At 72.9% G+C, this 2,024-nt stretch carries 2 protein-coding genes and 1 pseudogene; all 3 read left to right on the plus strand.

What is annotated here, in order from left to right; all coding sequences use genetic code 11:
- Positions 1–445, plus strand: a pseudogene (locus NBZ85_RS30675) (LLM class flavin-dependent oxidoreductase); the annotation flags it as partial.
- Positions 438–824, plus strand: a complete 387-nt coding sequence (locus tag NBZ85_RS30680; RefSeq protein ID WP_261560688.1) for a TIGR03618 family F420-dependent PPOX class oxidoreductase — start codon at positions 438–440, stop codon at positions 822–824. The pseudogene NBZ85_RS30675 and the gene NBZ85_RS30680, both read left to right, overlap by 8 nt.
- Before the next feature lie 70 nt (positions 825–894).
- Positions 895–1,806 carry an LLM class flavin-dependent oxidoreductase gene (locus NBZ85_RS30685; protein WP_261560689.1) on the plus strand — a complete coding sequence of 304 codons (912 nt, stop codon included), beginning with the start codon at positions 895–897 and terminating at the stop codon, positions 1,804–1,806.
- Positions 1,807–2,024 lie beyond the last annotated feature (218 nt).

Genomic DNA, 2,024 nt, shown 5'->3' on the forward strand with positions numbered 1-2,024 from the left:
GGAGTGGGCGCGCTCCGGCCGGGGTGGGCGGCCGGGGCTGCTCGGCGCAGCCAGCCACGTGTTCGTCGCCCGCACCTCCCAGGCGGCCAGGTCGGCCTGGTTCGAGCACATCAACAGCTACCTGTCGGCCAGGATCCCGGCGCACGGCCCGGGCCGGGGGCCGTTCGACTTCGACACCTACATCGGGCCCGCCGGGCCGGCGATCTGCGGCAGCCCGGCCGAGGTCGTCGACAAGCTCGGCCGGCTGCACGAGCTGTGGGGCCATGACCTGCACCTGCTCGCCATCGACCTCGGCGGCATCCCCTACACCGAGGTCCAGACGGCCACCGAGCTGGTCGCCTCCGACGTGCTGCCCCAGGTCGCCGGCCTGGGCGCGGGGCCGGCCGGCTCGCCGGCCCCGCTCGATCTCGACCGCGCGGACGGCGCGGCGGCCACGCATGCTTGACTCCGACGTGCGGGAGCTGGCTGCCGGGATCAACCTGGGCTTCTTCACCACGCTGATGCCCGACGGCCAACCCCAGACCAGCATCGTGTGGCCGCACGCCGACGATCGGCACATCCTGGTCGGGACCCAGACCAGCCGGCAGAAGTACCGGAACATCCTCGCCGATCCGCGGGCCACGATCCTGTTGCACGACTCCGCCAACCCGCGCCGCTACATCGAGGTCCGCGGGCAGGTCGTCGGCACCGAGACCGGGCCGGCTGCGATCATGCTCGCCCGGGTCACGTTCACCAAATGGACCGGCAGCCCGACGCTGCGCCGGGCAGACGGCGAACGCGTCCTACTGCGCCTGCGGGCCGACCACGTCCACCGAAAGGACTGACTATGACTTCATCAACCATCCCGGCGCCCGCGAGCAACGCCGGCCCGACGATCAACGGGGACGGCGCGAAGTGAGCGGCCTGTTCGGATCCCGGCTGGTGTTCGGCGCCGGCGGGGCCGTGAGCGGGCTGTCCGCGTCGCAGACTCTGGATCTTGCGCAGAGCGCCGACGACCTTGGCTACGACCTGTTCAGCCTGAGCGACCACCTGCACAGCCACCGTCCGACCGTCGAACCGCTGGCCACCCTGAGCTGGCTGGCCGGCCAGACCCGCCGCATCGAGCTGGCCACGAACGTCCTGGCTCTGCCCTACCGCCCGCCGGCGGTGGTCGCGAAGACGGCCGAGACGCTCGACCGGCTCAGCGGCGGCCGGTTCGTCCTCGGGCTGGGCGGGGGCGGGTACGACGAGGAGTTCCGGGCCTTCGGGCTGCCCGAACGGACCCCCGGGCAGAAGATCGCCGGTCAGCGTGAGGCCATCGGGATCATCCGCGGGCTGTGGTCGAACGAGTCGACGACCGTGCACGGCCGTGAATTCTCCGTCGACGGCGCCCGCATCGACCCTCGACCCGAGCACCCGATCCCGATCTGGCTCGGGTCCTACGGGCCGCGGGCGCTCGCGCTGACCGGCGAGCTCGCCGACGGCTGGCTGCCGTCGGTGGGCCGGGTCGGCCTCGACGGCGCCCGCCGGATGCGGGAGTCCGTGCTCGCGGCCGCCCGCCGCGCCGGCCGTGACCCCGCCGCGATCACCTGTGCCTGCAACGTGATCGTGCGCATCGGGCCGCCGCCGCAGCCGGGCTCGGGGGCGGTGACCGGCAGCGTTGCGCAGGTGATCGACCAGCTTCTGGAGATCGTGGCGGTCGGTTTCACCGCGCTGCTGCTCGCCGTGCCCACCGTCGCCGAACAGGAGGTGTTGGCCCGCGAGGTCATCCCGGTCGTCCGCGGCGAGGTCGCCTCCAGAGGCCTGCCGCCGACGCACGTCGGCTGACCGCCGCCCGGGGCGTGGCGCGACCCGGTGCGCCCCGGGCGGCGAGGCCTGGAACGCGAGCTGGTACCGGGTGCCGGGGAGTTCGTAGGTCTCAGGTGAGTAGGTCGGGCTGCTCTTCGATGATGATTTCGTAGAGGGCGTCGAAGGCCCAGCGGTCCGAGTCGCCGCTGCGGCCCTGGCCGGCGGTGAAGCTGGCAATTTCGTGGTCCAGCAGTCGC

This window comes from Frankia tisae (assembly GCF_025403405.1).
In the GTDB taxonomy this organism is placed as follows: domain Bacteria; phylum Actinomycetota; class Actinomycetes; order Frankiales; family Frankiaceae; genus Frankia; species Frankia tisai.